At 40.8% G+C, this 26,740-nt stretch carries 26 protein-coding genes, 1 tRNA gene and 10 pseudogenes; 13 read left to right on the top strand and 24 right to left on the bottom strand.

Going from position 1 to position 26,740, the window contains the following annotated elements; genetic code table 11:
- Positions 1-58: 58 nt before the first annotated feature.
- Positions 59-1,882 (bottom strand): aspartate kinase, encoded by a 1,824-nt coding sequence (locus N39L_RS15410; RefSeq protein ID WP_006617810.1) that lies wholly within the window; start codon positions 1,880-1,882, stop codon positions 59-61.
- A 203-nt stretch (positions 1,883-2,085) separates the two neighbouring features.
- On the opposite strand from N39L_RS15410, the gene N39L_RS15405 reads away from it, so the two are divergent.
- Positions 2,086-3,852, top strand: a complete 1,767-nt coding sequence (locus N39L_RS15405) for a purple acid phosphatase family protein (protein WP_006617812.1) — start codon at positions 2,086-2,088, stop codon at positions 3,850-3,852.
- 104 nt (positions 3,853-3,956) lie between these two features.
- A tRNA-Phe gene (locus N39L_RS15400) sits at positions 3,957-4,029 on the top strand.
- Between the two features lie 379 nt (positions 4,030-4,408).
- On the opposite strand, the gene N39L_RS15395 is transcribed toward N39L_RS15400, so the two are convergent.
- The 6 genes and pseudogenes from N39L_RS15395 to N39L_RS15370 form a co-directional block, all read right to left on the bottom strand.
- Positions 4,409-4,570 carry a hypothetical protein gene (locus N39L_RS15395; protein WP_014275657.1) on the bottom strand — a complete coding sequence of 54 codons (162 nt, stop codon included), beginning with the start codon at positions 4,568-4,570 and terminating at the stop codon, positions 4,409-4,411.
- Positions 4,571-4,821: 251 nt separating this feature from the next.
- Positions 4,822-5,184 (bottom strand): annotated as a pseudogene (locus N39L_RS15390) (hypothetical protein).
- On the bottom strand, positions 5,138-5,410 hold the full coding sequence (locus tag N39L_RS15385) for a hypothetical protein (protein ID WP_014275656.1): 273 nt from the start codon (positions 5,408-5,410) through the stop codon (positions 5,138-5,140). Before N39L_RS15385 ends, N39L_RS15390 begins: the two are co-directional and overlap by 47 nt.
- Positions 5,411-5,524: 114 nt before the next feature.
- Positions 5,525-5,725, bottom strand: coding sequence for a hypothetical protein (locus N39L_RS15380; protein WP_231852202.1), 201 nt, complete (start codon positions 5,723-5,725; stop codon positions 5,525-5,527).
- Positions 5,726-5,787: 62 nt separating this feature from the next.
- A complete protein-coding gene (locus N39L_RS15375; protein ID WP_014275654.1) occupies positions 5,788-6,009 on the bottom strand; it encodes a hypothetical protein in 222 nt (73 codons plus the stop codon).
- Positions 6,006-7,199 (bottom strand): annotated as a pseudogene (locus N39L_RS15370) (hypothetical protein). Before N39L_RS15370 ends, N39L_RS15375 begins: the two are co-directional and overlap by 4 nt.
- A gap of 2 nt (positions 7,200-7,201) precedes the next feature.
- Here N39L_RS15370 and N39L_RS15365 point away from each other — a divergent pair.
- Positions 7,202-7,585: pseudogene (locus N39L_RS15365) on the top strand (IS630 transposase-related protein); the annotation flags it as partial.
- A 104-nt stretch (positions 7,586-7,689) separates the two neighbouring features.
- On the opposite strand, the gene N39L_RS15360 reads toward N39L_RS15365, so the two are convergent.
- From N39L_RS15360 to N39L_RS15345, 4 genes and pseudogenes are all read right to left on the bottom strand, one after another.
- Positions 7,690-8,859 carry a group II intron reverse transcriptase gene (locus N39L_RS15360; RefSeq protein WP_014275651.1) on the bottom strand — a complete coding sequence of 390 codons (1,170 nt, stop codon included), beginning with the start codon at positions 8,857-8,859 and terminating at the stop codon, positions 7,690-7,692.
- Positions 8,849-9,079, bottom strand: coding sequence for a reverse transcriptase domain-containing protein (locus N39L_RS15355; protein ID WP_014274255.1), 231 nt, complete (start codon positions 9,077-9,079; stop codon positions 8,849-8,851). Before N39L_RS15355 ends, N39L_RS15360 begins: the two co-directional genes overlap by 11 nt.
- Positions 9,039-9,261: pseudogene (locus N39L_RS15350) on the bottom strand (HNH endonuclease). The gene N39L_RS15355 and the pseudogene N39L_RS15350 overlap by 41 nt, the downstream one beginning before the upstream one ends.
- A 21-nt stretch (positions 9,262-9,282) precedes the next feature.
- Complete coding sequence (locus tag N39L_RS15345; protein ID WP_014275364.1) at positions 9,283-9,507, bottom strand: reverse transcriptase N-terminal domain-containing protein; 225 nt, start codon at positions 9,505-9,507, stop codon at positions 9,283-9,285.
- A 702-nt stretch (positions 9,508-10,209) separates the two neighbouring features.
- Between N39L_RS15345 and N39L_RS15340 the strand changes: the two are divergent.
- A pseudogene (locus N39L_RS15340) lies at positions 10,210-10,714 on the top strand (IS630 family transposase); the annotation flags it as partial.
- A 298-nt stretch (positions 10,715-11,012) separates the two neighbouring features.
- Here the strand turns inward: N39L_RS15340 and N39L_RS15335 are convergent.
- The 12 genes and pseudogenes from N39L_RS15335 to N39L_RS15280 all read right to left on the bottom strand — a co-directional run bounded on the left by N39L_RS15335 (position 11,013) and on the right by N39L_RS15280 (position 18,128).
- Positions 11,013-11,285, bottom strand: a complete 273-nt coding sequence (locus tag N39L_RS15335; protein WP_014275136.1) for a hypothetical protein — start codon at positions 11,283-11,285, stop codon at positions 11,013-11,015.
- Between the two features lie 54 nt (positions 11,286-11,339).
- Positions 11,340-11,612, bottom strand: coding sequence for a hypothetical protein (locus N39L_RS15330; RefSeq protein ID WP_014275137.1), 273 nt, complete (start codon positions 11,610-11,612; stop codon positions 11,340-11,342).
- A gap of 16 nt (positions 11,613-11,628) precedes the next feature.
- A complete protein-coding gene (locus N39L_RS15325; RefSeq protein WP_006616300.1) occupies positions 11,629-11,970 on the bottom strand; it encodes a hypothetical protein in 342 nt (113 codons plus the stop codon).
- 26 nt (positions 11,971-11,996) lie between these two features.
- On the bottom strand, positions 11,997-12,380 hold the full coding sequence (locus tag N39L_RS15320) for a DUF1064 domain-containing protein (RefSeq protein ID WP_006616299.1): 384 nt from the start codon (positions 12,378-12,380) through the stop codon (positions 11,997-11,999).
- Positions 12,370-12,695 (bottom strand): annotated as a pseudogene (locus tag N39L_RS15315) (hypothetical protein). Before N39L_RS15315 ends, N39L_RS15320 begins: the two are co-directional and overlap by 11 nt.
- Before the next feature lie 94 nt (positions 12,696-12,789).
- Positions 12,790-13,275, bottom strand: coding sequence for a hypothetical protein (locus N39L_RS15310; RefSeq protein ID WP_006616325.1), 486 nt, complete (start codon positions 13,273-13,275; stop codon positions 12,790-12,792).
- A 1,006-nt stretch (positions 13,276-14,281) separates the two neighbouring features.
- Entirely contained in the window at positions 14,282-14,527 is a 246-nt protein-coding gene (locus tag N39L_RS15305) for a hypothetical protein (protein WP_006622122.1), read from the bottom strand.
- 228 nt (positions 14,528-14,755) lie between these two features.
- Positions 14,756-15,067, bottom strand: a complete 312-nt coding sequence (locus tag N39L_RS15300; RefSeq protein WP_006616324.1) for a hypothetical protein — start codon at positions 15,065-15,067, stop codon at positions 14,756-14,758.
- A 98-nt stretch (positions 15,068-15,165) separates the two neighbouring features.
- The gene (locus N39L_RS15295) at positions 15,166-15,498 is read right to left on the bottom strand and encodes a hypothetical protein (RefSeq protein ID WP_006616323.1); all 333 of its coding nucleotides are present in this window, start codon (positions 15,496-15,498) and stop codon (positions 15,166-15,168) included.
- Between the two features lie 12 nt (positions 15,499-15,510).
- Complete coding sequence (locus N39L_RS15290) at positions 15,511-16,272, bottom strand: hypothetical protein (RefSeq protein WP_231851968.1); 762 nt, start codon at positions 16,270-16,272, stop codon at positions 15,511-15,513.
- Complete coding sequence (locus N39L_RS15285) at positions 16,197-16,388, bottom strand: hypothetical protein (protein WP_162097026.1); 192 nt, start codon at positions 16,386-16,388, stop codon at positions 16,197-16,199. Before N39L_RS15285 ends, N39L_RS15290 begins: the two co-directional genes overlap by 76 nt.
- Positions 16,389-16,408: 20 nt before the next feature.
- Positions 16,409-18,128 (bottom strand): annotated as a pseudogene (locus tag N39L_RS15280) (hypothetical protein).
- 73 nt (positions 18,129-18,201) lie between these two features.
- Here N39L_RS15280 and N39L_RS15275 point away from each other — a divergent pair.
- The 6 genes and pseudogenes from N39L_RS15275 (at position 18,202) to N39L_RS15250 (ending at position 22,469) form a co-directional block, all read left to right on the top strand.
- Positions 18,202-18,450: a hypothetical protein gene (locus N39L_RS15275; protein ID WP_006616146.1), complete on the top strand. Its 249-nt coding sequence runs from the start codon at positions 18,202-18,204 to the stop codon at positions 18,448-18,450.
- A gap of 581 nt (positions 18,451-19,031) precedes the next feature.
- A pseudogene (locus N39L_RS15270) lies at positions 19,032-19,382 on the top strand (hypothetical protein).
- Positions 19,383-19,427: 45 nt separating this feature from the next.
- The gene (locus N39L_RS15265) at positions 19,428-21,134 is read left to right on the top strand and encodes a pyocin knob domain-containing protein (protein WP_231851969.1); all 1,707 of its coding nucleotides are present in this window, start codon (positions 19,428-19,430) and stop codon (positions 21,132-21,134) included.
- A 173-nt stretch (positions 21,135-21,307) separates the two neighbouring features.
- Complete coding sequence (locus tag N39L_RS15260; protein WP_014275060.1) at positions 21,308-21,808, top strand: hypothetical protein; 501 nt, start codon at positions 21,308-21,310, stop codon at positions 21,806-21,808.
- Positions 21,805-21,855 carry a hypothetical protein gene (locus N39L_RS15255; RefSeq protein ID WP_434057615.1) on the top strand — a complete coding sequence of 17 codons (51 nt, stop codon included), beginning with the start codon at positions 21,805-21,807 and terminating at the stop codon, positions 21,853-21,855. Before N39L_RS15260 ends, N39L_RS15255 begins: the two co-directional genes overlap by 4 nt.
- Positions 21,856-22,112: 257 nt before the next feature.
- Complete coding sequence (locus tag N39L_RS15250) at positions 22,113-22,469, top strand: hypothetical protein (RefSeq protein WP_006615909.1); 357 nt, start codon at positions 22,113-22,115, stop codon at positions 22,467-22,469.
- Positions 22,470-23,680: 1,211 nt separating this feature from the next.
- Here N39L_RS15250 and N39L_RS15245 read toward each other — a convergent pair.
- Positions 23,681-24,169 (bottom strand): annotated as a pseudogene (locus N39L_RS15245) (recombinase); the annotation flags it as partial.
- Between the two features lie 723 nt (positions 24,170-24,892).
- On the opposite strand from N39L_RS15245, the gene N39L_RS15240 reads away from it, so the two are divergent.
- The 3 genes and pseudogenes from N39L_RS15240 (at position 24,893) to N39L_RS15230 (ending at position 26,712) form a co-directional block, all read left to right on the top strand.
- Positions 24,893-25,117, top strand: coding sequence for a reverse transcriptase N-terminal domain-containing protein (locus N39L_RS15240; RefSeq protein ID WP_014274427.1), 225 nt, complete (start codon positions 24,893-24,895; stop codon positions 25,115-25,117).
- A 21-nt stretch (positions 25,118-25,138) separates the two neighbouring features.
- Positions 25,139-25,361 (top strand): annotated as a pseudogene (locus tag N39L_RS15235) (HNH endonuclease).
- The gene (locus tag N39L_RS15230) at positions 25,321-26,712 is read left to right on the top strand and encodes a group II intron reverse transcriptase (RefSeq protein WP_014275648.1); all 1,392 of its coding nucleotides are present in this window, start codon (positions 25,321-25,323) and stop codon (positions 26,710-26,712) included. Before N39L_RS15235 ends, N39L_RS15230 begins: the two are co-directional and overlap by 41 nt.
- The last annotated feature ends 28 nt before the right edge of the window (positions 26,713-26,740 follow it).

Here is a 26,740-nt window from a genome sequence, read left to right as displayed (position 1 = left end):
GGCGGGTTCCCCAATTAATCATAGCCTAGGTCAACCCGCCCTAGGGGGTTTATTGAGGCTACAAGGCGGCGGCTGGGGTGGGAATAGTCACCACCTCATCACCGGACAAACCAAAGGCATCATGAATGGTCTGGACGGCTTTGATGCCATCTTTTTCATCGACTACACAACTGATTTTAATTTCGGAAGTGGCAATCATGGAGATGTTGATATTTTCGGCGGCGAGGGCTTCAAACATACGGGCGGCGACTCCGGGGTTATCGACCATTCCGGCCCCTACGGCGCTAACTTTAGCGATCGCCGAATTGAGGGTAACTTCCCCATAACCCCAATTAGCGATCGCCTTTTTAATCACCAGTTTAGCCTCTTCTGCATCACCTTGAGCGACAGTAAAAGCAATATCGCGGGTGAGAATATCATTAACCTGGTGACAGCGCTGTGATTGGATAATCATATCAACGCTAATATTGTGATGTGCCAGCAGGGTAAACAACTCCGCCGCCATTCCGGGGCGATCGGGAACATGACGGATGGCCAAACGGGCTTGGTTACGGTCTATGGCAACTCCTCGCACTGGGGGAAGATCAGACCTGCCAACCAGTTGAGTCTTTTTGCTGCTGCGGGTTAGTACATCAAAGGTTTGACAGAGGGCAGTTACAGCCCGATCGCACTCAGTGGCATCAATCACACAACTGACTTTAACTTCGGAAGTAGAAATCATCTGAATATTAATTCCCGCCTCGGCTAAAGTGCGGAACATTTGGGAAGCGACTTTGGGGCGACCAATCATCCCCGCGCCGACAATGCTAACTTTAGCGATAGGGCTATCATAGCCGCGCACTTCGGGTTCTCCAATTTTGGGGTCGTTGTTGCGTCCCAAGGTTGGTAAAATTGCATCAGCTACAGCGATCGCTCGTTTATAGCAATTATGAGTCACCGTAAAGGTAATATCATTAATATTGGCTTCATGGATCGACTGAATAATCAAATCCACATTGAGCTTCTGGAGGGCAATTCCCCCAAATAAACGGGCTGCAATCCCAGGGCGATCGGGAATACGCAATAAGGAAACCGCCGCCTGATCTAGATCAAATTCTACCCCATCAACGGGTCGCACCAGTTCCAACCCTTCCATAGAAGGACGCGACGGTGATGAAGAAGTCACCCGTGTACCCGGATCATCAGTCCAACTCGATCGCACCACTAAGGGAATGCCATAATTTCGGGCAATTTCCACGGCCCTGGGATGGAGAACTTTAGCCCCTAAACTAGCAAGTTCGAGCATTTCATCACAGGTAATTTCATCCATCAACTGTGCTTTAGGGACAAGGCGGGGGTCTGTAGTTAAAATTCCGGGTACATCGGTATAAATTTCGCATTTATCGGCTTGTAATGCTGCCGCCAAAGCGACTGCGGAAGTATCCGATCCTCCTCGTCCTAGGGTGGTAATTTCCAATTCTTGGCGATCGCTAACTCCCTGGAAACCGGCTACTACTACGACCTTACCCTCTTTTAGGTGACGAGTTAGGCGATCGGTTTGGATATTTAAAATCCGGGCGCGACTATGTTCAGCCTCTGTGACAATTCCCACCTGAGCCCCGGTCATGGAAATGGCTGGTTGTCCCATTTCCTGTAGTGCCATACTCATTAAAGCGATCGTCACCTGTTCGCCAGTAGATAACAACATATCCATTTCCCGGCGAGAGGGATGGGTAGAAATTTCTTGGGCTAGTTTCACCAAACCATCAGTAGTTTTTCCCATAGCCGAAACCACCACCACCACAGAATGATCTTCGGCGGTTTTCGCCACCCGACGGGCTACCGCTTGAATGCGATCTACTGACCCAACAGAAGTACCACCATATTTTTGAACAATCAGCATAGTAATTCCACCATAAGGAAACTCAACAATAGGTTACACCGACGACAGATTGCAGGCCGTTGCCCATGTCCACCAGACCGAGGGCGTGACATCCCCCATATTGTATCGGAAACATTCGGGAAAAATTCCCGGCTTTTCTGATACCGTTTAAGTTATAGGTTTCTGATAATCGGTTTGTAGTCCTGGCGATCGCCCCTCCACCCATGATTTCTGCTACCCGGTATTTCTGGATTTTTGGCTTGTTACTGTCTAGTGTAATCTCGATTTTGATTATGGTTTCTCAAGGCTTACAACCTCGTCTCCTCAGCGATCCTTTTTTACAACTACCCACGGAAAACTCAGTCCGGGTGGTGTGGTTTACCGAGTTTTCTGGTTCTCAGCATCAAGTCAATTATGGCAGTAACCTCCAACAAAATGCGATCGCCAGCACCTCCCAACTCACTCGCACTCGCGAAGACCAAAATTCCTGGGTAGGAGTCCAAACCCAAAACAACCGCATCTACACCCAACCCATTCCCAGACCGATCTGGCGACACGAAGCCACCATCACAGACTTAACCCCAGGCCAACGGGTTCCCTACCAAGTTCACAGTACCACAGACAACGGCATCAAAATCAGTAGCCAAGTATTCAGCCTAGCTAGTTTACCCCAACCCGGAACAGCCTTAAAAATCCTCCTCACCTCCGACCACCAACTTAAACCCATGACCGCCGCCAATCTTCAAAAAGTAGCTGAAACTGTCGATATTGATGCTGTTTTTATGGCTGGTGATTTAGTCAATATTCCCGATCGCGCTTCCGAATGGTTCGACGATAATCGCGGCGGAGCCTTTTTTCCCTGTCTGCAAGGTCGCGCCCATTATCAACTCGAAACAAATGGTGTCACCACTACTTATAAAGGCGGCGCTTTAATTCAAAATTTCCCCTTATTCCCCGCTATTGGTAATCATGAAATGATGGGGGCTTTTTCCGAAACCGACAGCTTAAACAACCAGTTTAATAATAGTTACCCTCAATTTGCCGCCCAACAGCTTTATCAACAAAATGCTGCCACCATTAACCCTAATAATGACCCCGAAATTCAGCAACAATGGCTCCGAGACCACAGCTTTAACTCAGATACCTATAACCAAATATTTACTCTCCCCAATCCCCACCACAATTATTATGCTATCACCTTTGGAGATATCCGCTTAGTAGTTTTATCCGCGACCAATGTTTGGCGGGTTTATCGGTTAGACTCCCACGCCAGAGGACGTTATCGAGAGAGAGACGCAGACTTTGAACGTCCCGAAAATTGGGGCTATGGCCAACATTTATTTGAGCCTATTTCCGCAGGAAGCCAACAATATATCTGGTTAAAACAGGAACTCAATAGCCCGGAATTTCAACAGGCTAAATATAAAATCGTTATGTTCCATCATCCTCCCCACACTTTAGGGGATAATATAGTTCCCGCCTATACGGAACCCGTGCAAATTAAGGATGTTGATAATAACGGCAATATTATTATGATTCGCTATGAATATCCCAAATCATCTGATTATTTAATTAGGGATGTTATGCCATTATTAGAAGCCGCCGGAGTTCAACTGGTGTATTACGGACACTCCCACCTGTGGAACCGATTTCTGGGACCCACGGGAATTAACTTTTTAGAATCTTCCAATGTCGGAAATAGTTATGGTGCGGCTTGGGGAAATAATCGCCGATTTGTTCCCCCAGCTTTCACCGAAGTATATACCCCATTCGGAGACCCCAACGGACTCCAACCTATCATTCCTAACCTTAGTCCCGTTTCCGATAGAGATGGCGCACCTCAACCCTATATCGCTAGTAACGATATTACAGTTTTTAGTATTTTGGACACGGGCACGGCCACTGTGAGCAGCTATCTGTTCAACACAGAACAGCCTAATAGTCAAGTGATCAAATTTGATGAGTTTCCCCTATTAACCCACAATAGCTGATCAACCCATATACATCGGCTTTTGAGTTCACTATCAAAAAAATTCCGCGCCAGGGGTTGACAAAATCGATTGACTGCTGATACGATAGTTAATCGTGGGAATAAGCCGGGATAGCTCAGTCGGTAGAGCAGAGGACTGAAAATCCTCGTGTCGGCGGTTCAAGTCCGCCTCCTGGCATTTTGGGAAAAACCTTATCCTGACAGCGATAGCGGGTTATTACTCAACCCCTATATCCTATTGAGTTACTCAGATATTACTCACAATCTAGTCCTAGCATAGGAAAATAATTCTGTCAATAGGATGATTACTCAGTCAACAAGCACAACTTAATCAATCTGTCAAATGCCTACTATCTCCCCCTAACCAAACACAGACAGGGTAACTCTCTCGTGATACCCGTCAATGGCAAGCCTTCGGTTCGTAACGAACCATTGACTGCTATCACATCGTTCGTTTCCCCAATAGTGCTTGTTTCGGTTAGGGGGAGGGTATGGCTCAAATCAACCCATAGTGGGTTCCCTATGGGAGTCAGATTATTGGTGAAATCTTGAGGAGCCTACTCGCTACCAACAAAATGCGATCGCATAATCACGACTAACCCGGCTATGACATACTGAAGCGATACCCCCAAACAACTTTTCAACTGGTGACTTGTTTCCTCATCGGGGCTGATACCCACAAAATCCTCAGCAAGTCTCCAATTTATAGGGGTATTCATTTCGTTCAGAACCCAGTACCCCTAATAAACACCCTAAGCCAAAATCTTAGCCGTAGGTTGTAGGTAAAGCTATCTGTTAGGGGTAAAGTAGTTCTGGGTAATATCTGGACATGATAGGGTGAGCATTCATATAAACGATTTATAGTCTATAAATTATAGTCTATAAATGAAAAATACATACACGCACCCCCTACAGTCAGAAACCATAGGGGGCCATTTAAGTTATTGGGGTAGCTGTTAGGTGTTAGGGTTTAGGGTTTTCTCATTCGGCACTTAGTAATCATAGCTAACGCTACGTCTGTTAGCTTGTCTACAGTGACTTGGTCAGCTTTCCCTATGTAAATGTGATGATTGACGCTACCATCCCACCCTTTGAGGTTCCAGTAGGTAAAACCATTGATTGAGGTTTTTTTGCACGCTGTAAATCGTTTACCATTAACCTCTACTGAAAAGGATTTATGGGTTTATAGGTATTTAAACCATTCTGAAGAGCCTACCTCAATGCAGATACTATGACTTACTAAAAACCCGGTATAGCTTCCCGTTAACGTTACTACTGGGAGTAATTTAGGCATCAAAGTTACCTCCCATAAAAATATCGCTACTGTAACCATTGCCGCTAAAGTCGGACATAAATGATACTGGTTGAATAACTGTCTCTTGAGACGATACCCATTTTTTCTGTACCGTCATAAAATCAACAGCGGCGTTATGAGCTATTTCGGCTAATTTCATCCTGGTATCTTGGTTAGCGTAGGGGATATATCGTGACATCATTTGAGCGTAAATATCACGTGCTAATTCCGCGATAACCATTAACCTTGCTTGTTCTTCATTCATGGTTTTGTCTCCTATTGATTGCATTGCAGTAACTGATTAATTGAACTCATGATAATCATTGTCAGGGTGATTTTGACTATTGTTGTGTTCTGTAATTTTTGCATTAAGCAAAGCTTAAATGCCTTTGAGTAACTCGATTTCCGCGTTTAAAAAATGCCTGTAGATTTGGATAAATTCGATAATTTCATCAAATTGTTCAGGCGTGATAGCAAGTTCTACTAAGTCAAGCAATCCCACAACGTTAGGGTTGACTCGATTGCTCATATAGCTATATTCTACTACGTTTAATCCGGGTGTACTTGATTTGATTGACATGGTTTTATCCTTTAATAATGGTTAAGCTGTGATAGTTTAAACCCGTCCGAGACGACGTTAAACTATTCGATTTTGGTCAGTAAATGCTTGATATAATTAAGCTGTTTAAGCAATAATTGTTTTTTTGCTTCTGCTACAGATAACTCAATCTCGCAATCATCCATAATACTGATTAACGTATCTCTAGCGTCTTCTCTGTTGGCGTTGTAGATTGTAATATCTACCATTTGTTTAAATGTTTTAAACCTTATTTTTGCAATAGCATTTATATTGTTTTGGGTCATTTTTGGGTCTCATAAATTATTTGTTCCCAAACATTTTTGCCGTTCTGATTAATCATATTATATCCTCTATTTTTCATTAGATTATTTAATTCATGCACAGTAACCATTGAATCTAAATAACCATCATTTTTGGCTCTCTCAATGGTTTCTTTCAGAGTCTTGGGGTCAATATCAGTTACAACCTAGATTAATTCTGGACACCCCGCGTTAATAGCTTGTTGATTTTGATTTGTTTTGGCTTCTATACTTTGAGCGATAAAACTATCCAAAAATTGCTCAGTACCTGATGATATAGTCAAGATTTTTTGAATAAAAAAATCCCAGTAATCATTGAAGCGTTTAATTGATTCATTGATAGATAATTGATAAATCAATGAATGGGTGACAATGATTTCACTTGATAACCTAGCGTTAATGATATCTTTTTTGTGTTTCTGTAGTTGTTTTTTGACCTTGCTGTATTGATTGCAGTTATCGATATCTCTCCAGAAAATTTCTAATTGAGATGATAATTTATCAAGCGTAATATCTTCTACATCGTTTAAATCGCTTAATTCGTAACTATTCCCCCTATATTCTTCTGATGTCATTGTATCTAGTTTTTTAAACCATATAGGAAACATTCGTATTTTGAGTTCGTTTAATTCCCAAAATGTCCACAATGGATGTATTGAATTAATCACCTTTAAAGCGAAAGCATCAAATACCATGTTAGTTCCCGGTATTTGACTACTGATGGTTATTCGGCTATTTTTGCGATTTAACACATTAAAAAGCGATAACATATTCTCATTTTCAATTAATAATATAGGGGTGATATCTTCCCATACCAATATAAAATTTTTCTCAAATTCACATTGAAGGGGGTCATAAAAGCGTTCGTGTTGTATCTTGTTTCTCAGTGAAGCAAATGTGCTGTTAGCTAACACTGTGTCGGTGCGATACAGTGAAGCCGCAATAGTAGCTATCTGTGACTTTCCAGTACCACTAGACCCCCAAAGGAACAGGATTCCTGCTGTACTCATAAGGGTTACTGGAGACGCTATAAACGAGGTTACAATAGGGAATTGGATATCAGGATATGGCAGAACACAGACAGCCCTACACACCGATTCTATCTGTTTACCTATAGCACCAGACAGGAAAGTTAGGACGTATAATGGAGAGGACGAGATGACTAAGAAGACCAAAAATGCCAGCCCCCTATAGTTACGACCTCAGACAAAAAGTTATTGATGCAATTGAACTAGACGGTATGCCCAAAACAGAAGCCAGTCAAGTTTTCCATGTCAGCAGGAACACTATCAATCTCTGGCTGCAAAGAAAAGAACACACCGGCGACTTCCTCCCTAAACCTAATCGCCCACCTGGTCATAGCCACCAAATTACCGACTGGCACAAATTCCAGGCTTTTGCCCAAGAGCATGGCGACAAAACCTCCGCTCAAATGGCTCAACTTTGGGATGACGACATCTCTCCTCGCACCATATCCAGAGCCTTGAAGAAAATTGGCTTCACCAGAAAAAAAACTTACGGCTACCAAGAACGTGATCAGCAACAGCGAGAGGAGTTTATTGATTAGGGGTCGAGATAGACCTCACGGTCTACCCCTCCCATTCAGCAGCAGAACCGTACATGAGACTTTCACCTCATACGGCTCCTAGTTTGACCGTCTCCTTGTTAAGAGTACAGCATTATCTCTTCATCAAGAGCTGTTTTATCATCGTGACAATGGCGATGTAATAGTTGAAGATTTTTGTATTCATCCTTTCCGCCATGGCTTCTAGGTACAATGTGGTCTACTTCAATTAAATCTGATGGGGTAAAGAATTGCCCACACCAGGTACATCTACCTTTTGGTTTTTTGAGTAGTTTTGCTACCCTAATTGGCGTGTCGATTGCTTGTCCTTTCCTGGTTGCCCAGTAAGTCCAATTTCCGTCATAAAGTGTTGCGTCGGGGCGTATTAGGGTGTGTCTGACAATTGGAGTCCAGTTGTGTTTGAATAGATGTATCCCATCTTTGGTTTGGAATAGCCAATTTTCGTGTCTTTCTTTCCCATTGCTAAGTTTAATTGTTCCATGTCTGAAATAATTACTTAGCTTTTCGTAACTTGCCTTTCCGCATCTTGATGCTGTCCATGCCCGTAACATTTGCCAGATTATTTTGTCTAGCTTAGTGAAGGTCTCTTTTGAGACTACCGCTGAATAATAGTTTGCCCATCCTCTTATGATTGGGTTTAGTCTACTAATCAGGGTTGATTGGGGTGCTGTCTTATGTTGTTTGATTACACCTTTAATCACTTCTGTATGGGCTTTAACTGCTTTATAGCTGGGTTTTATGTGAGTTTTGTGTCCTAATGGTTTTCCATGTGGAGTTTTCCCAGTTTTATATTTTCCTACAGGATATTGCCTAATATTGAAACCTAAGAAATCAAATCCGGGTTCCTCTGCTTTGCCGTTATACTCAATGTGATTGAGCGTGTGGCAGATTCGAGTTTTTTCAGGTTTAATCTCTAATCCAATAGGCTTTAGCCATTTGGAAATAGCAGTTTGGCACTGTTCAATGATTTCTAAGTCTTTTGAGATGACCACGAAATCATCAGCGTATCTTATGACTCTCGCAAAAGGGCGATTGTCTGATTTCCTAGGATACAGTTTTTCAATTAACCTAATCATACCCAACAGTGCGATGTTGGCGAGTATTGGACTTATTACCCCTCCTTGAGGTGTCCCTGCTTCTGTATTCTCGAATACACCGTTATCTAGCACTCCCGCTTTGAGCCATTGTTTCAGGTCTCTTTTTAGGCGGCTTGGACAATGAATTTTGGACAGTAGGTATTCATGGTTCACGGTAAGAGCATTTTGCTATATCCGCGTCAAGAACATAGTACTGTCCTTGATTTATGGCAGTATAAATTCTGCTAATTGCGTCATGGGCTGACCGTCCTGGACGGAACCCATAGCTTGTGCCTTCAAATCTCGATTCCCATTCAGGTTCGAGAGCCGATTTAACCAAGGCTTGCCTTGCTCTATCTTGGATTGTGGGTATTCCTATTCCAGCTTTTTTCATCCCTACCAGGTTTTGGAATCCAAACCCGTCGCAGTGGTTTTGCTTTGAGGTTTCCCTTAATGTTCTTAACAAGCTCAAACCTTTGTCTTGAAGAGATTGCTCTTACTCCATCAACTCCGGCTGTTTTCTTGCCTTGACCCGCTTGGGGGGGCGGGTTTATTAAGCTGACTGTTGGGAAGCATGGCTGACCGTGGAACCCGCCCCTACAGTCGCACTGCTAAGAGCCGAGCATAGTATGATTTCACCAATAGACGTTGCCACCTTCTGGCTTTTGCATCTTGTCCCGATTTAGCTGCTTGAAATATACTCTTTTGGAGCTTGAAAACTTTCCGTTGAACCTTAGTCCATGGGATTGCCTTCCATGCGTTGTTCGTAGTCTTGATTGGTTTTGATTTCCCAAATCCTTTCTTTAAACTCGCTATCGCCATTTGTACACCTACTTGACTCTATTTCTTTACAATCAAACCGTGACCCGTTAGCATATCCCTACCATTACAGTTGGGCGTTGGCTTCTGGTCACATCTCGCATCCTCAAAGACTTGCGGTTACACTTATCCCTACTGATATCTCGACCAGATAATCAGAGTCTAGGAGGACTTAAAACGTTCCGTTTATATGGGCATTCCATCTTTAGATTTGTCCTATCCACCGGGGTACTTTAAAGGTCTGTGTAGGTAGTGCTAAGATTATCCTACTTTTCCCCTTGCTCTTTTGAGCGCAGCGTGTCAACCTCTTTCGCTACTTAATTCTTACGATGGTTCAAGCCGGACATTCGGTTTCCCTAATCATGGATGGTTGGCAGTGGTCTCGTTTCTGGTGTTGGGTTACACCTCGGAGCCTTCCGTTCCCCGCTTCAGTCCTGGGTTTGTGATTCCCAAAACTGGGGGTGGCTATCGCCGTTACCCTCAACTCTGTTTCGTAATTTCTCGTTATGTTAAGGATGGTTACGAATTGTTACAGAGTATATTGACCTTGGGTTTCCTGCCTTGATTTGGTATCTTATTGATACAAATCGTTGGGACATATAAGCAGTTATGGGGATGGTCAGAGGCGAGCCTCTTGTATTCAGCCAAGGGGATGAAATCGCCATCAGGCAGTTATTTCGGGTATTGCAACCCTATTTCATGCCTGAACGTCTCGCACCTCAGATTGAACATATGGAGCCGGAAGGGTTGGTTTACCTCGATGAAGCTGGCATGAATAGTCAGGACTCGGATTACCCTTATGGTTACTGCGAGGAAGGAAAACGCTTCGATGCCCTCAAATCAGGGAAGAGGCAGGGCAGGGTGAGCTATATGGCCGCATGGTGTCATCAACAACTCTTAGCCCCCGATCGCTTTGAGGGTTGTTGTAATCGGACAGTGTTTGAGTTGTGGTTGGAGTTCATCTTAATTCCAACACTGAAGCCAGGTCAGACTCTAGTGCTAGACAATGCAACGTTTCATAAAGGGGGACGGATTCCTGAGCTAGTGGAGGCGGCTCAATGCCGTTTGCTCTATCTACCACCTTATTCGCCAGACCTCAACAAGATAGAGAAATGTTGGTCGTGGTTGAAAGCCCGCATTCGCCATTGCACGTGAGCAGTTTGATTCTCTCCATGATGCCATGGATTCTGTTCTAAAAGCTGAGTCCTAACCACCTTGACTAATGCTATAAATTGCCATCCGTGATTATTTCGTCAAGTTCAGATGACATTTGGCTTCTGATTAGCCTATAATCGATATAGTCGTCGGACATGGTACACTCCTATCGCTCTTGTATTGCTGACATGGTATGGTGGTTATCCCCCCTAAAATTTTAGGGGGGATTATTTGTGACTACATTAATCGCAGTAACTCAATTAAAGCTATCAAGACATCAGAATCAAGTTTTTTAACCTTGTTATAAAGGCTCTCAAAGCTAGGGTCACAATCCAAAACCTTAGCCCCTTCTGTTAGCCTTTCTTCAAAGGTTTTGTATTTCGGTTTACCACCAAAGCCACCATTTTTTGGGTTTTGGATTCAATGAAAGCGTCAATATCAGCGATAGAGTAATTAGCTACCCGTTCATCAAATTCTTCTATATCCTCAATATAGAAGATATTAGAAATGTCAGAGTTGAAATTATCATCTCCGATATTTCCTTCTAATATCCTGTTAGAAGGTATGACTGATGATTGCCCTAAGTTTATTGTTGCTGTAAACATCACAGAACCGTCTGTAAGCATTGCGTCACTTTCTATTATTTTAAGCAATGCAAGTTCTAGCATTGTAGGGGTGTATTATCGTTTTTTCCCGTTATATTCAGTCTCGTATTTTTCAATAAAAAACCTGACAGCTAATAATTCTTCATCACCTTTGGAATAACTCCAATCCCTATCATTGAAGTTAGCAAAATCACCTGATACACCTTTACCGAATATCCATAGGTGAGGTAAATTAATTCGGAATTGTGCTTGACTAATCACTAGGAATGTGCCTGATTCTCCAGATTTAACTGCACTACAAAACGCGAATTTATCGTCATCTCTTTTACCGTAATATCCAATACTCATGATTACTCTTCCTTAGTTAATTGTTGATTGTTGATTGTGTTAGGTGATTTGATTCTGGCTGCAATTTGGCGACAACCATACCAAAACATTGGATTACCTTACCGGATAGCTGAACTCTAAACTGTGATTGTTTAGTTAGCTTAATAATTGCAGAGCCTTGATAATCACCACGTGGTCTGTAACTACCCATTACCTGATAGGTAATATTCTTGACTTCAGGTGTTTTGTGTTCCTCAATATGTGTCAAGACTTGATAAGCCACAATGATTGTATTTTGGTCAAATTTATGGGGGTTATAATGGCTTTGCACAAGTTCACCATTGAGGCTAAATATGCCTTTATAGTGTAGATTTATCACGGTTGCTGTTCTCCTATTAACTTAAATTATTGTGCTTTCAGATGTCGTTGGAACTCATCGATATTCATTAAATAAATACCTGGCCAACGATAAGACCTGTTCCGAGTGACAAACCAAATATCTTCAATCATTCCGGGATTAAGGTAATTAAGCAATTGCATCTTGAGTTTAAACTCGGTTGTTAGCGTTCCCTTTACTTCGATGTATTGGTTGAAAACTGGACTATAAAAGTCTGGCTTCCATGTAATTGACTTCCAATCATTACAGTGATCAACCAAAGTTAATCGGGGGTGTATTGATAGGTTGTCATCATACTTTTTGAGTAGGTGATACACCTTGCTCTCTAGCGTTGATGCAAAGTAATGCCCCTCATCATATTGTCCTTTGGCGTGATACTTGTTAATCATCATTATTTACCTCCTCTTTATCGCCACCAGATTCAGCTTGATAAATCCTCCATTCTTCCCGGCAATATTCAAGTGCTTTATTGAGAATTTCCTCAATTTTATCTGGGCGTAATAGGATTAATTTTTTTTCATCATTTTTCCCACATAATAAGCCAGAAATTCATGGTAAAATTTAACGGCTGTTAATTGCCATTGAAGTTTTCCTCTTCCTGCATAGTTAGGAACCTTTATAGCAAACGACATTCCCATATACATCAACGGGTCAAGTTTAATATTCCTGAGATTTAACCGCACTTCTTTCCAGTGCTTTGATATCATGGTGATAGTCCTCGATGTTTGGTGTATTGGCTACCTTTTTACGGGTAGCCTTTTCTATTTCCCAATTAGACTGCTGTAATTAGACTGTTAGGGATTAACCCTGAAGCCAGACTGAAAATGGGTCAGGGTCGGTTGATAACTCAGGGATATCCGGGCCAACATGATTATCGGAGAGATTAAAAAAGTGACCCTCCAAGGCAGCGATATCGTCAGCAATAGCACCAGAAACTTTACGTGGCATCTTGACACCACCACCAAGTTTAATCAGAGTTAGAATAGCTTTAATGCTATTCTTTAACGCGATAATCTCAGAGTAGGTTAATTCCAGATTAAAGTCCTTTTCGTCCGTTACAGATGCAAACACTAACTTTTCTTTTAATGTGTAGATAGGTGATGTTTTGGGATATGGCAGATAAGGAACTACCTGGTCAAGAAATCCGGCAAAGTTGCTGAACCTTTTTAAGATTGCCAGATATTCACTAGGTGAGAGTCCATGTGTATCCTTGGTTTTTACGCTGTCTTTGTCAATCTGGTAAATAGCGGTATTTTGGTCTACTAATGTATTTTGGTTTTTACGCATCTGTCAGTTATTTTCAACTCATTGACAAAATCATTTTTAAAAAATACGATTGAGTTATTGAGTTGGAAATCACTGTTTTTGATATTTTTGGTTGTTTATGATTATTATTTTTAACCTAATTAATACTTATAAATAAATCAGAAATATATAAGCCCAAAAAATAAAAGAATTATTGACTTTATACCATAATTGTGAAATGTTTAAATTATCGCCACATACAACTCAAACAAAAGACCACTATTTTTTTATATAGTGGTCAATTCTCTTTGTCTACTTTTTGGCGGTTTATTTTTTCTTACTCTTACTGCCAGGTGACTTAACAGGAGCATTAGCAGGAAGATCACCCTGTACTTGGTTTGGTGCTTCACTTCTCTCAACAGTTAATTCACCCAGGTTAGCTAGGGCCAGCCCATCGCTGCTAGGAATTCTGAACATACTGTTATAGGTTCTTAATGATGCTGGCTTGATAGTAAAATAGTGAGCAAATACATATAACAAGCCACTAACAGAAACGATAGGAGGTGCTTTAATACTGATAAATCTCAGTATTTTTTCGCCTACCCGTGTTTGGGTGTATTTACGCCAATAGCCAGGATTAACCGGGGCCTCAACAAAGAAACGAGTGTATTCAGCCTTCTTGTATGCTCTTACCCGACTGCCTTTTATGATATTACGTCTGTTAGTATTAGGCGTGGAAGTATTCCTAACAGGTGGTGTCCAAATGGTTAAGTTCCTGACGGCCGTTGGTTCATTAGATACTGACCCTCCACTTAAAACGTGGAGTCAAAGCATAGGCATAGGTACGCCTATTTTTGAAGTTGCATCTACTGGAACTTCAACTACTAGACTACGACCTAAATGTGAGCCTTTGGCTGTGGCTAACTTTTCTACCCAGTCTTCTTTGTCTCTGTTAAATGCGTCGCTTAAAGGCATAATAACTCTCTTGTTCTACATGATTTAAGTCAGGGTAGGTAAAACGATGATATTAGTGCCTACCCGATATCTATTAATCAACAAATAGCTCTGTAGCTATTACATCAATACTGCCGTCAGTAGGGTCTAAAACATCGTCTGTTGGAATTGACAATGAAACAGTTACGAGACCTGTAGCCATATTTCGGGTATAAGCAGTGACTACGGTTGCACCATCAGGATTATTACTTGCAGTCGATTGCATTCGTTGGGTTGGCTCAATAATTTCAAGTAATTGGTTTTCCAGTGTCGCAGCACCTAGCGTTTTCTTAGTAGCTATAATCTCACCTTGATTTTATTCAATACCTAGACTATAGCAGTGTATTTGCTGATTGTGGCTGCTATGGTTCTTTCAACAGAAGCTACATATATGTAGCAGCTTTTGAGTTAAACGCGACGGTACGCTACCAATACCAACATTACGCTAACTACCAGTTTAACCATGTCTAAGTATGTTCGTAATCTCTTTCATCGTGGATGATAGTTAGTGACTGATATGACTCAATGATTAGGTTGTAGTTGGGGGTTGATTTCCAGTTTTTAACTCTAACGATGTCCTCGTAGCTTTCCGTATGGCATTATCAACCCAACTAGGTTTTCTCTGGAAATGTAGAGGAATTTTGACTTGGGTTTTTCTAGGGTCTTGATACATCGCCAAGGCACTACTTTCACCTAAGTCGATTTTAGCTTGTTCAAATTTATCAATTAATTCCCAGTTAAGTATTTTCACTTCACTGATATACATTTTGCTCTCTTTGATTCTTTTCGCATTTTCCCTACCGCCAAAACCTTTCCTTTCCTCGAAGGTAATAGGATACACGATTTTAGCGTCAGTTAAATCAACTAATTGTTTACAGATATTTTCTGCCTCATTTTTACTAAATTCATTAATAAAAAACGCAAACTTTCTACCATTATTTATAGTGCAATTAACTTTAATATTTTCTTTAGTAAATGCTGACTGGGTTGAGTAAATATCCTTTGTAACCTATCCCATGTAATTTTATCCCTACTAACCGACGGTAACTCTATTTGAGTTTTTTGCAGTGTTGACTGCCTATTTTTAGTCCAATATGGAGGTTTTTCGTAGTTGTACAAAACCAAAGTTAACTGTATTTTAAGATTAGCTGACGTACTGATTTCCGGAAAATCACCTGACCCTACAAATTGCCCTATATCTCTATTTCCTAGTATTTCAGTTTGAGCCCAAGCATTAGTTACGTTTTCCGGTAAATTACGCAGGCTTGACACTAGTCTAAATCTTTATCCATTGTTTTCTATAACCGCGTTAACTAATTGTTGTTGTCTATTTTCTTCTATTCTTTGTAATGCCATATATTCATCTAAACCTTGAGCGACTAACACAATAGCCTCTTTACAGTTCTCGCTAAACTCATCCCCGAATTCCTCGGAACTGTCTTGGTTCCAAATAGTGTTAATATTTCCGTCATAGCTTTCTGGTAATTTCTCCCTAGCTTCCCTTCTCTGTTTACCGAAACTCCATTCTTCACCTTTTTCGTCACCCCACTTTTCAATCGTTCCTTTACCAGCAGTAACCATTGAAACAATAGCCGTTGCAAGTGTTGAAGGACTTTTATCTAAAAACATTTTAACAACCCGTCTACCGTGTTTAAATAACGTCCATGCTATTGCTTTCATAGCCATGTTAAATGACTGTTTAACGTATGAACCGACAGCTGTAGATACTTCCATAAGCATTTCATGCCCCTTGCTTAATGCTACATGCATAGCGGCCGCTTTATTGAGAAATGCAAGACCTGCTACTGGTAAAACACCACATACTAATTTCCCAGCCATATTACCTAAAAACCCAGCCGTGGTGGTTATAAATTGTCCGGCAATATTTTGGATGTTTCTATCAATATCACTATCGCTAATATTCCAATTAAAATTCCAAAAGCTGTCCCAATTAGAGGTAATAAATGTCGCTACTTTCTCAAAGCTAAAGTTAGATAAAAACTTAGTAATTCCTTCCCATAGCCAACCTCCAAAACTTTTGCCCATAATGTGCCAAACCAACCCGTAGATGTTCTCTGGGCTAAATTAACTTGTCTAACGCCATTCCTACCTATACTGCTACGGGTTTGACGGCTAGACAAGCTACGAGTACTCCTTAGCATTCTTGCACTTCTGGCAACCATTACAAAGTCCCTCTTAGTGGGTTATCGCCGTCAATCAATTCGGTTTCTATCTTGATATCAGGAAAGTCTTTTTTCAATAATTCTTGTACTTTTTTGGTTTCCTGTTCTCTGATATCGTCTTGTTTTTTCATTGAATCATATAACCGCGTTAAATCGGCTAATATGTCTTTGGCTGGGTCATTACTGTTCACCTGTAAAGTACCTTGAGCACGTAAGCAAATATTTCTTTAATTTGATTTAATGTTGTTTGTCATGTTTCTTTCGCATCCTTCTGGTTGGTAATCTTAACCTGGCTTTTATTGGGTTCTAGTAGTTCCTCAAAATTATCAGCTTCTGGAGTAAAGGCTGTTTTAATTTTTGCGTATTTTTTCTCAGTAGCAAATTCTAAATAATCAATTATTTTAGATACTTCACTACCAGCTTTAAAGGCTGCCGCGTGAGCCAAACCTGCTTCATATAACGCCGTTAAAACAGCGTTTTCTGTAACCTGATGAGAGATAGAAATTTCCATTACCATACCAAATATTTCAGCAATTGATTCAGCTAAGTTAGGTAATTTTATTTCGGCTTTTTCTTCTGCTTTTATCATTAGATTGACATCATCAATCTCTACTTTAACTTCAAATTCACCCCATCTTTCATCATCGATGTCAAATCTGTACATTAGCCATTCTGGTAATGTGTTTATTCGTTGAATTATGTTCTCTGGATTATTAGCATTAACCGTTATTTTTTCAGGCATTTCAGCCGGAAAGGATTCAGGGTCTAGCAACTCGTAAATCCTTCTAATCATTCCGCAACAACATTCTTCGTTCATATCTGGTATTGTTATCGTTCGTATATTTTCAGGTTCTTTTTTATTTTCAGGTTCTCCTCCTCCGATGCCTGGCGGGATATCTTTTGTGCTCGCGGAAAAGTTGGGAATTACATAATCAAATTCTGTGCATTCCATCCACGAATCACAAAATGCACCTACACTTTCATACATTAAATCAGGGTCGCCGTATGCCCACTCAGACTCCCACCGTCCTTGCCTATAAAAAACCTCTCACTTCCTGTTGGTTGAGGAGTTTCCCCCCACCTCGGATTCCCACCCATGTGACTAACAAAAGTGATGCTACTTCTACTTGGTGGAGGATTACAGCATCCCCCGCTACCCATTTGTCTGTCGAACTCTTCAACGCTGTACTTTTCATCAGCTTTTATGGTACAACCGATATTGCCATTTCCGCCATTTCCATTGTCTGAATCATCATCTGAATCATCATCTGAACTATCGCCTGGTCGCCTTCCTTTATCATCATCAATTTTGTCACCTGAATTAGGACCCCCAAAACTTCTCCCGCTACCACCACCGCCACTTCTGCCGCCGCGTGGTTTTTTACCTCCCTTTGGTTCATCTCTCTTTGGTGGTTCCTCGTCTACTCGCCGCGCATCATCTTCCCTTTTCCACCTACCATGGTCTTCTGGGTTAATTCCACGCGGCACTCTGGTGATTGGGTCCCAAGGATTTACTAATCCGGGAACACCTCCTCTATCTCTTTCCCTTGCATACGGTAAACCCCTACCAAAGTCCATTGTTGAAGATGTTTGGTCGCCTAAATCTCCTGCTAAACCTGAACTTACTCCTCCTGACCTACCAATATTCCTGGGTGTGCTTGACCTAATAGTATCTTTAATTTTTAGAGTGTCTCTAATTTTTAGAGTGTCTCTAACCATGCTGAATAATTATTGAAGGCTATTAATAAATTAGAAATATTATATAATATTACAAAATAATTGAGGACTATCCATGAGGGGAATTAAAAATATGGCTACGGAAATTAATGCCAGCAATTGGCATAACGCCGTAGAGTTATTTAATGGCGCGATTTTAGAAGGCTTGATAACTGACAGATGTCGTTATGATATTACCGCTTACGCTTATGTCTCTAGCTTGAATGCTAGGTGCTATATCCCTAGTCTCAATCAATCAAAAATACCCAAAATTTATCCAGAATATAGTTATTATCAAAGATGGGAAAAGAAACAAGATGTGTGACAAGGTTCTATCAGCTTACCGGTATTTTATGGGAACCTAGCAACAGAAAACAGGTTAAATCTAGGTATCGTAAAACTCCCTTATTCTGGGGGGATTCACACAGAAAACCTATTGATTGAGTTGATTACCAATCAGACAGAAGGATTAGCTATAGATTCACATTCTGTATGAAAAGCTAGATGTTTAAATCAATTGCACAATAATGATTAAATTAATATTTTTGGTATGGCAGAATACCAACTTGATACCTTACCAAAAACACCATCATTAACTCAACCCGAAATTTTGGTATTTCCGTAGGTAATACCCCTACACTTATCCGCGCCGCCAATACTTACAGATATCGCTTACACTTGCAGAATACGGGTAGCGTTGGGGTTTGGTTTAGTCATGGACACATCAGCAATTGCATACCAGGTCAATGTTTATGGCTACCCCCTAATACTGCATAGGATGACGAGTTAAAATCTACTGCCAGCATCTATGGAATGACAGAGGATAGTGTTTCGCAGATTGTCGGGTTAGAGCAGACAATCACTTACTAACCGACTACAATAGAATTATTTAAGAGGTAGGTGATTATGAGTTTCTCAGTTTATAGCAGTGTTTTAAATTTAGACACTCTCAATATTACTGCTAAGATACCAGGTACTCCCGTTACAAGCACTATTAGTTTAACGGCTAATACAGTTGCCGAATGAGTAGCAGAAAATGCTAACACAAACTGGCGTAATGTATTTATCAAAAACCCGTCTAATATACCCGTTCATTTGATTTTAGACCCTACCGGCGATAGCGTGTCAGACGCTGCATTTTCGGTTAAACCAGGTGATACAGTTATGCTAACAATTGGTGGTAGCGATTTACAAGCTATCGCGGAATCTAGCGCTAACGTATCAATAACTTTAATTGAATTTGTTACTGTAGGTTAATAATAATTAGGGGGAATCCCCCCTAAGATGAATATAGAGGCAGTTATGACTAATTTCAACATTTACTCTAGTAAATTTGGGCAATCAACCGATGACTTGCCAGAAGGTGAAGTTAATCTGTATTTAACTAATGAACGGATACAAGCAGTTATTGACTCCAATACTAATTTAGTCAAATTAACTCAGTTAACTTGGAATAATATTACTAATAAACCTGGCACTTTCCCCACATCTACTCATTCCCATAGCTGGACTGAAATAACGTCCAAACCGTCTACGTTCGCGCCATCCGGTCACGGTCATCTATGGGGCGACATCAGTAGTGCGCCTGCTACCGCAACACGGTTACCTACTTGGTCTGAAGTTACAAGTAAACCGACAACGTTTACTCCATCAGAACATACACATACTATTGCAAATGTTACAGGACTTCAAGGTGCATTAGACGGTAAAGAGCCTACTTTTACCAAAAATACAGCATTTCATAAAAACTTCGGAACAACTACTGGAACTGTAACCGAAGGTAACGATGTCAGATTATCAAATGCTAGAACGCCAACTAGCCATACACACGGTAACATTAGCAATACCGGAACTATAGGTTCTACGGCTAATTTACCGTTAATTACCACCACATTAGGCGCTGTTACTACCGGTACTTTCGGTAGCACGGCAAATACATTTTGTCGTGGTGATGATAGCCGCCTTTCCACCAACCTAAGCTACACTACCGGGGCAGCCCAAGGGACGGTAACAAGCAGTACCGGAACTAACGCTACTATTCCAGCAGCTACGACGAGCATCGCCGGTTTATTAACTTCTGCTGATAAATATAAATTGAATGGAATAGCCGCAGGCGCACAAGTAAATGTAGCAACTAATTTAGGAGTAACAGCAGGAACAACAGCAGGTCCTGTAGTTACATCATCAACAGGAACTAATGTTACTTTACCTACAGCTAGTGCAACTAATTCAGGGATAATTACAACTGGGAATCAGACATGGACAGGAGTTAAAACATTTAATTCATTAATTACCGGGTCAATAAGTGGAAACGCCGGAACAGCAACAGCACTTCAAACAGCAAGAACAATCAATGGAACAAGTTTTAATGGAACAGCAAATATTACTACTGTAAACTGGGGAACTGCTCGGACTTTAACAATTGGTTCTACAGGCAAATCAGTAAACGGCTCTGGAAATGTAAGTTGGAGTTTAGCAGAAATTGGTGCTTTACCAAATCTTTCAATAACTGTAACAGGAGATTGGAATGATGTGTTAACAACAGGTTTTGCTCAAGGGAGTTCTCTTTTAAATCAAAGTCCGGGAAGTTCATGGCGTTTTTGTACTGTACAAAGACATAAGAATTCTGCGATTTCTCAAACAATGATACCTTTTGGAGGAGAAGATATTTATCAAAGAAATCGTGTAAATGCAGTCTGGAGTAGCTGGCAACAATTAGCTTTTACAAGCTCTAATATTACAGGTAATGCAGCAACTGCAACCACGCTTCAAACTGCTAGAACAATTAATGGGACTTCGTTTAATGGTAGTGCCAATATAACAATAACTGCCAATACTCCTAATACATTAACAAATGGTACGGGATTAACTGGAAATAATTTTAATGGGAGTGCTGCAACAACATGGGCAGTTGCTTACGGCAAGCAGGCACAGCCTGTCAAGGTAATGATAGTAGATTATCTGACGCTAGGACTCCCACAACGCACACACATTCAAATATTACATTAACAGCAGGAGATGGTTGATCAGGAGGAGGAACTTTAGCAGCTAATAGAACAATTAATGTAGATTCAACTGTAGTTAGAACTACAGGTAATCAAACTTTAACAGGAATTAAAACATTTAACATAACAAATAATCCAGTAACTTTTGCAACTAATGAAAGTTTTCCTGATGGAAATATGCTTATTGATTTTAATGTTTGGAGGGGGTTTGACATCCGCCGGATAGGAGATAATCCAATTACGGCTTTAGTACTAAATAGTAGAGTTGGAGCAAATAGCTGGGCGTTTTCTCATCAAGGGAATTATTCTATAGAATTAGAAGCAGATGCTAATCCTAGAGTATTTATATATCATGGTATTAATTTTCATCAAAGCGATGTTTGGCGAACTGCTCCTAGCGATAGATATTCAATACAATTATATAACGGGCAGACATATTTTATAAAGAGCTCAACTCTTTCATCATCTGGAGTACATACTAGATTTAGAGTAGAACACACAAACGTATCTTTGATTAACGATAGTGGAGATTATGTTAAAGGTTCTTCGTATATTAGACTTAAAACAGTTTGTGCTCAGAGTATTAATGGCTTAAATTTACTTAAAAAATTAAATGTAATTGAATTTCAATATAATGAGTTGGCAGCCATGGATTTTCTACACAATAAACAAAAATAGGTTTAATCGCACAAGAGGTTCAACAGTCTTATCCTGATGCAGTTTAATTGGTTAAAAATGACCACACATATAGCCCTGAAGTTGACGACAAAAACATAGATTATCTGACGATTCTTTATGAAACATTAGTTCCTTTATTAGTGGCAGGGATTCAATAATTATCCCCAAAATTAGAGGCACTAAGTAAATCAACAGCATCTACAAATGTTAATATCAGTAATTTACCGACAAGCCCTACAGGTTTAAGTGTAGGTGATTTATGGTGTGACACGGATAACGATAATGTAATCAAGCAGGTGAGATAATGTCTAACAAATATGATATATCTGAAACTAATTGGTTTTTAGCTTACAACCAATACTTTATCAAAGAGGATGATACCCCACACGGAAGTAAACAATTGCCAGATATATCAGGTAGTAAATTTGTGAGGATATTATTTGATGCAGACCAGGTTTCTATTTATTTGAAAATGGCAGGATGGTTAAAATTTTACACATACAATGATGTGAAGCAGAATATGATGGTTAAACGTGAAACTATTTGGCTAAATGAATATCAAATAATTGAATCACCACCATATAGTAATTTTTACTCAATATTTGAACCCTGGGAGAGGATTAAATGGTTTACCCTTTATTTTTGGAGATTAATGCAATGAGTATAATAATACTAGAGGTTCTGTTATTGATCACTGTTATTGTTTATTTGGGCATTGATTCATTGATAGGCAATAAAATAATTGAGTCTAAACTAGATTTAAACAATAAAAAGTTAGACATATTATTTGAGTTTTTGAAAAATTAGTTAGTTCAGATAGTTGGTAAAAAACAGTTAGAAGATAAAAAGCAATCACCCCATCTCCCAATCAACAGAGATGATATTGATGATGATGGTTGGCGTAAACCCTAACACCTAACAGCTAACACCTAACAGCTACCCCAATAACTTAAATGGTCCCCTATGGTTTCTGACTATGGGGGTGTCTATTTATTTTTTGGCTAACGGACTGTTGCAACGGACTGTTAAAAATTTATATGAATGCTTACCCTATCATGTCCAGATAATACCCAGAACTACTTTACCCCTAACAGATAGCTTTACCTACAACCTACGGCTAAGATTTTGGCTTAGGGTGTTTATTAGGGGTACTGGGTTTTGAACGAAATGAATACCCCTATAAATTGGAGACTTGCTGAGGATTATGTAGGTATCAGCGAGAGATGACGAAACAAGTCACCAGTTGAAAAGTTGTTTGGGGGTATCGCTTCAGTATGTCATAGCCAGGTTAGTCGTGATTATGCGATCGCATTTTGTTGGTAGCGAGTAGGCTCCTCAAGATTTCACCAATAATCTGACTCCCATAGGGAACCCACTATGGGTTGATTTGAGCCATACCCTCCCCCTAACCGAAACAAGCACTATTGGGGAAACGAACGATGTGATAGCAGTCAATGGTGAGGAACGAACCGATAGGCTTGCCATTGACTGCTATCACGAGAGAGTTACCCTGTCTGTGTTTGGTTAGGGGGAGGAATGGATATTTGACAGATTGATTAAGTTGTGCTTGTTGACTGAGTAATCAACCTATTGACAGAATTATTTTCCTGTGCTAGGACTAGATTGTGAGTAATATATGAGTAATTAGGTACGACTATCGGGTTAAAGCAATTCCCGCGATAGTAGTCAGGATAAGGGTTTAAGTTAAATGGCTCTGGCGGGATTTGAACCTAATACATAGCCTATAACCCCTATTCTACCGTTACTTAGGTGTTACTCAAAACCGTAGTAGTATCTATTAATCTGTAGCCATAAAATAACCCCTAGGGGTTTAATCTAGGGGCGTTAATTTATGAAAGGTTGACGATTAGATTAATCTATCAGATAGATAACTCTAAGAAATAATTTAGCTTCAGAGCTATCAATATCAACCCCTAACGCTGTTAAGCGTTCTATAGCCACGTTCAATGGTATAGGTAACTTAGAAACCCCTTTGAGAACTTCTAAGGTAGCGTCAATGCCTTCTGTCTTGTATTTACCCTCATTGACGATTGTGCTATGTCCCATAAGTCTAGCTCGCAACTCGATAGGTAGTCCATATTGTTCACCTAACAGGTTGTACAGTCTACGAAAAGCATATTTCTGGGTTACCGGGCATTTCATAGATTGAATTCTGTTACTAAACGTTGCGTCAAAGCCTCCAGCTATGGTTTTGGGTTGACTGCCTTTTTTCGGGCTATATTCTGGTAACAACGGCCGTTTCAATTCTAGGAAATCAAACATTTCGGGACTGGGAATTGGGGCTACAACCCTTCCCCCTGTTTTAATACTCACTTTCCGACCTTCTGCGTCAGTAAAGTAAGTGGTGCGAAACGTTCAGGCATGAAATAGGGTTGAAATACCCGAAGTAACCGCCTGGTGGGGACTTCAACCCCTTGGTTGAATATAAGGAACGCACTCGTGACCATCCTCATAACTGTTTATATGTCCCAACGTTCGGTATAGAGATATACCAAACAAGGCAGGGAACCCAAGGTCAAAACGAACTAACCCATACAAATTCCTTATAGTAAGCCCAGAAATGGATAAGTAAAGTTAGGAAATTAGGGTAACGGCGATAGCCACCCCCAATTTTGGGAATCACAACCTCAGGATTGAAGCGGGGAACGGAAAGCTCCTAGGTGTAACCCAACACCAGAACCGAGACCACTGCCAACCATCCATGATTAGGGAAACCGAATGTCCGGCTTGAACCATCGTCATTATTGAGCAGCGAAACAGGTTGATACGCTGCGCTCAAAAGAGTAAGGGGAAAAGTAGGGTAATCACTTCATCACCTACACAGACCTTTAAAAGTACCCCGGTGGATAGGACAAATCTAAAGATGGAATGCCCATATAAACGGAACGTTTTAACCCCTCTTAGGCTCTGATAATCTGGTCGAGAAAGTCAGTAGTGAAAGTGTAAGCGTAAGCCTATTAGGGGGTGAGATGTGACCAGAAGCCAACGCCCGACTGTAATGGTAGGGATATGCTAACGGGTCACGGTTTGATTGTAAAGAAATAGAGTCAAGTAGGTGTACAAATGGCGATAGCGAGTTTAAAGAAAGGATTTGGGAAATCAAAACCAATCAAGACTACGAACAACGCATGGAAGACCATCCCGTGGACTAAGGTTCAACGGAAAGTTTTCAAGCTCCAAAAGAGTATATTTCAAGCAGCTAAATCGGGACAGGACGCAAAGGTAAGAAGGTGGCAACGTCTATTGGTGAAATCATATTATGCCCGACTCTTAGCAGTGCGACTGTAGGGGCGGGTTCCACGGTCAGCCATGCTTCCCAACAGTCAGCTTAATAAACCCGCCCCCCCAAGCGGGTCAAGGCAAAAAGACGGCTGGAGTAGATGGTGTGATAGCAATATCCCCTAAACAAAGGCTAGAAATGACCGAGAAAATCAAAGAAAACCTCAAAGCAAAACCACTGCGACGGGTGTGGATTCCAAAACCTGGTAGGGATGAAAAAAGCTGGAATAGGAATACCCACAATCCAAGATAGAGCAAGGCAAGCCTTGGTTAAGTCGGCTCTCGAACCTGAATGGGAATCGAGATTTGAAAGCACAAGCTATGGGTTCCGTCCCGGACGGTCAGCCCAAGATGCAATAGCACGAATTTACTCAAGTATCAACAAGGGTGAATATTATGTACTCGATGCTGATATAGCAAAATGTTTTGACCGAATAAACCATGATTACCTACTGTCCAAAATTCATTGTCCAAGCTGCCTAAAAAGAGACCTGAAACAATGGCTCAAAGCAGGCGTGCTAGATAACGGCGTATTTGAGGATACAGAATCAGGGACACCCCAGGGAGGGGTAATAAGTCCACTCCTAGCTAACATCGCATTGGATGGCATGATTAGGTTCATAGAGACAATGTATCCAAAGAAAGCAAACAGAGCGCAGGCTACTGTTATAAGATACGCCGATGACTTTGTAGTGATATCCCCATCACTAGAAATCATTGAACAGTGCAAAACTGCTATTTCCGAACGGTTAAAACCTGTGGGATTAGAAATAAAACCTGAAAAGACTCGAATCTGCCATACGTTCAAACCTATTGAATATGAAGGCAGAACAGAGGAGCCAGGATTTGATTTTCTAGGATTCAATATCAGGCAATATCCAGCAGGAAAATATAAATCTGGGAAAACAGGGGGAATGGCAAGCCGATTAATCGGTCACAAGACCCACATTAAACCCAGCCAAAAAGCAGTTGCCCACACAGAAGTGATAAAAGGTGTAATTAAACAATTTAAAACAGCACCTCAATCAACCCTAATTAACAAACTAAACCCAATTATTATGGGATGGTCAAACTATTACTCAGGGGTAGTCTCAACAGAGACATTCACCAAACTAGATAAGACAATCTGGCAAATGTTACGGGCATGGACAGTATCAAGATGCGGAAAGGCAAGTCACGAAAAGCTAAGAAATTATTTCAGACATGGAACAATTAAACTTAGCAATGGGAAAGAAAGACACGAAAATTGGCTGTTCCAAACCAAAGATGGGTTACATCTATTCAAACACAACTGGACTCCAATTGTCAGACATACCTTAAGACGCCCTGACGCAACACTTTATGACGGAAATTGGACCTACTGGGCAACCAGGAAAGGACGAGCAATCGATACGCCAAATAGGGTAGCAAAACTACTCAAAAAGCAAAAAGGTAGATGTACCTGGTGTGGGCAATTCTTTACCCCATCAGATTTAATTGAAATAGACCACATTGTACCTAGAAGCCAAGGCGGAAAGGATGACTATAAGAATATTCAATTATTACATCGCCATTGTCACGACGATAAAACAGCTCTTGATGAAGAGATGATGCTGTACTCTTAACAAGGAGACGGTCAAACTAGGAGCCGTA

Origin of the sequence: Limnospira platensis NIES-39 (assembly GCF_026000695.1) — a bacterium.
GTDB lineage: Bacteria > Cyanobacteriota > Cyanobacteriia > Cyanobacteriales > Microcoleaceae > Limnospira > Limnospira platensis.
The sequence above is the reverse complement of the archived record's forward strand: the minus strand, read 5'-3'. Positions and strand labels throughout refer to the sequence as shown.

Coding starts and splice junctions, on each gene's coding strand:
- N39L_RS15410 (WP_006617810.1), bottom strand. CDS start 1,882: ATGCTGATTGTTCAAAAATATGGTGGTACTTCTGTTGGGTCAGTAGAT.
- N39L_RS15405 (WP_006617812.1), top strand. CDS start 2,086: ATGATTTCTGCTACCCGGTATTTCTGGATTTTTGGCTTGTTACTGTCT.
- N39L_RS15395 (WP_014275657.1), bottom strand. CDS start 4,570: ATGAATACCCCTATAAATTGGAGACTTGCTGAGGATTTTGTGGGTATC.
- N39L_RS15385 (WP_014275656.1), bottom strand. CDS start 5,410: ATGAATGAAGAACAAGCAAGGTTAATGGTTATCGCGGAATTAGCACGT.
- N39L_RS15380 (WP_231852202.1), bottom strand. CDS start 5,725: ATGTCAATCAAATCAAGTACACCCGGATTAAACGTAGTAGAATATAGC.
- N39L_RS15375 (WP_014275654.1), bottom strand. CDS start 6,009: ATGACCCAAAACAATATAAATGCTATTGCAAAAATAAGGTTTAAAACA.
- N39L_RS15355 (WP_014274255.1), bottom strand. CDS start 9,079: ATGAAAAAAGCTGGAATAGGAATACCCACAATCCAAGATAGAGCAAGG.
- N39L_RS15345 (WP_014275364.1), bottom strand. CDS start 9,507: ATGGCGATAGCGAGTTTAAAGAAAGGATTTGGGAAATCAAAACCAATC.
- N39L_RS15335 (WP_014275136.1), bottom strand. CDS start 11,285: ATGCTTACAGACGGTTCTGTGATGTTTACAGCAACAATAAACTTAGGG.
- N39L_RS15330 (WP_014275137.1), bottom strand. CDS start 11,612: ATGAGTATTGGATATTACGGTAAAAGAGATGACGATAAATTCGCGTTT.
- N39L_RS15320 (WP_006616299.1), bottom strand. CDS start 12,380: ATGATGATTAACAAGTATCACGCCAAAGGACAATATGATGAGGGGCAT.
- N39L_RS15310 (WP_006616325.1), bottom strand. CDS start 13,275: ATGCGTAAAAACCAAAATACATTAGTAGACCAAAATACCGCTATTTAC.
- N39L_RS15290 (WP_231851968.1), bottom strand. CDS start 16,272: ATGGGCAAAAGTTTTGGAGGTTGGCTATGGGAAGGAATTACTAAGTTT.
- N39L_RS15285 (WP_162097026.1), bottom strand. CDS start 16,388: ATGCTAAGGAGTACTCGTAGCTTGTCTAGCCGTCAAACCCGTAGCAGT.
- N39L_RS15275 (WP_006616146.1), top strand. CDS start 18,202: ATGAGGGGAATTAAAAATATGGCTACGGAAATTAATGCCAGCAATTGG.
- N39L_RS15265 (WP_231851969.1), top strand. CDS start 19,428: ATGACTAATTTCAACATTTACTCTAGTAAATTTGGGCAATCAACCGAT.
- N39L_RS15260 (WP_014275060.1), top strand. CDS start 21,308: ATGCTTATTGATTTTAATGTTTGGAGGGGGTTTGACATCCGCCGGATA.
- N39L_RS15250 (WP_006615909.1), top strand. CDS start 22,113: ATGTCTAACAAATATGATATATCTGAAACTAATTGGTTTTTAGCTTAC.
- N39L_RS15240 (WP_014274427.1), top strand. CDS start 24,893: ATGGCGATAGCGAGTTTAAAGAAAGGATTTGGGAAATCAAAACCAATC.
- N39L_RS15230 (WP_014275648.1), top strand. CDS start 25,321: ATGAAAAAAGCTGGAATAGGAATACCCACAATCCAAGATAGAGCAAGG.